Origin of the sequence: Mesorhizobium sp. M7A.F.Ca.CA.002.09.1.1, assembly GCF_003998555.1 — a bacterium.
In the GTDB taxonomy this organism is placed as follows: Bacteria; Pseudomonadota; Alphaproteobacteria; order Rhizobiales; family Rhizobiaceae; genus Mesorhizobium; species Mesorhizobium ciceri.
Window position 1 is genome coordinate 1 of sequence record NZ_RZRR01000985.1, and the last position, 1,940, is coordinate 1,940.

The 1,940-nt window shown below is 63.9% G+C and carries 2 protein-coding genes; both read right to left on the reverse strand.

The genetic code is table 11. The features are described from left to right. A partial coding sequence (locus tag EN994_RS29240) for a nitrile hydratase subunit alpha (RefSeq protein WP_127308044.1) occupies window positions 1–406 on the reverse strand: 406 nt, incomplete at its 3' end. 79 nt (window positions 407–485) lie between these two features. Further along, a partial coding sequence (locus tag EN994_RS29245; protein ID WP_164746310.1) for an efflux RND transporter permease subunit occupies window positions 486–1,940 on the reverse strand: 1,455 nt, incomplete at its 5' end.

Below are 1,940 nucleotides of genomic sequence, written 5' to 3' on the forward strand. Positions count from 1 at the left end.
GATCGATCACCGCGCGCGAACGATAGGGCGGCGCCTTGTACCAGACCGGCGGCAGGCCAAGCACCGACCACGGATAGCAGGAGCACAGTGTGCAGACGACGAGATTATGGGTATCCTGCGTGTTGAACACCGCCTGCATGTGCTCGCCCTGGCGGCCGGTATAGCTCAGCGATGCGATCGCCGCCGTCGCGTCGCGCTTCAGCCAATCGGCAAAGGCAGGATCGCTCCAGGCCTTGGCCACCACCCTGGCGCCGTTGCGCGGCCCGATCTTCGTCTCGTAGGTGTCGACGATGACGTCGATCGCGGCCGGATCGATCAGACCCTTCTGGGCGAGGATCGTCTCCAGCGCACGCACGCGGGCGGCAAACGGATCAAGTTCGTTATCGTGATGATGATCGTGGGACATGGCGACAAATTACGGTTCCGGTGGTGCCACCGCAAGCGCAACGCCTTGGGCCAGCGGCACATGCACTGGCCCTGTCACATCATTCGGCGGCCGCCCGCTGCGGTTCGGGCTGCATGTCTTCCCTCGCCTTGAACAGCGAGAGCTGGTCGACAGTTTCGACCGGACCCGGCTCGCCCTTGCGCTTCGACCAAAGCCCGACCAGCCAGCCCGAGAAATTCTCCATGTAGACATAGATCACCGGCGTCACGAACAGGGTCAGTGCCTGCGAGGCAAGCAGGCCGCCGACAACGGCAACGCCCAGCGGCTGGCGCAGTTCGGCGCTGGCGCCGGTGCCGAGCGCAATCGGGAACGTGCCCATGAGTGCCGCCAGCGTCGTCATCATGATCGGCCTGAAGCGCATCAGGCAGGCCTTGTGGATCGACTCGGTCGCCGACATGCCTTCTCGTCGCAACTCAAGCGCGACATCGACCATCATGATGCCGTTCTTCTTGACGATGCCGATCAGCATCAGGATGCCGATCACCGCGATGACCGACAGATCCATGCCGGCGAAGCGCAGCGCAACGACCGCTCCCAGTACGGCCGATGGCAGGCCGGTGAGGATGGTCAGCGGGTGGATGAAGCTTTCGTAGAGGATGCCGAGCACGATGTAGATGGTCAGGATTGCGCCGCCGACCAGAAAACCCTGGTTGGCCAGCGAATCCTGGAAGGTCTTGGCCGTGCCGGCAAAGGTCGTCGAGATCACCGTCGGCATGCCGATCTGCTCTTTCAGCGCATTGATGCGCGTCACGCTGTCGCCCAGCGCCACGCCCTGCGGCAGATTGTAGGAGATGGTCACGGCTGGAAGCTGGCCGAGCTGGTTGACGGTCAGGGCGCCGGCCGTGCGATCGACGCGGGCGAAGGCGCCGAGCGGAACAAGACTGCCGCTCGCCGTCCTCATCTGGATGGCCAGCATCCGCTCGGGCGACCACTCGATCTTGGGATCGAGCTCGGTGATGACTTCATAGCTGTCGGCCGAACCGAAGATGGTCGAAACCTGGTCGGTGCCGAACCCGCCATAGAGGGCGGAGCGCAACGTGTCGGTATCGATACCGAGTTGGGCGGCCTTGTCGCGATCCACCACCAGCGTCGCCTGCAGCGCATTGTTCTGCAGGTCGCTGGTGACGTCGGTGAAGTTCGCATGGTCGGCCGCCATCGCGTCGTTCAGTTTCTGCGCCCAAATATCGGTGAGGCCGGTATCAAGGCCCTGAACCACGAGCTGGTAGGCGCTTGCGGACGACCGCGAGCCCAGCCTCAAATTCTGCACCGGCTGCATGTAGGTCTCGATGCCCGCCACGCGGGCCAGTTGCTTGCGCAGATCCGCAAGCACCTTCTCGATATCGGGGCGCTGGTCCTTGCCCTTGAGCTGGACGAAGAGCTGCCCCTGGTTGAGCGCGTTGTTGCCGCTGCCCGCCGACCACGCCACATGGTCGACATAGGGCGAATGCGAGAAGACGCTGGCGACCTGCCCTTGCAGCCTGGACATGGCGTCGAA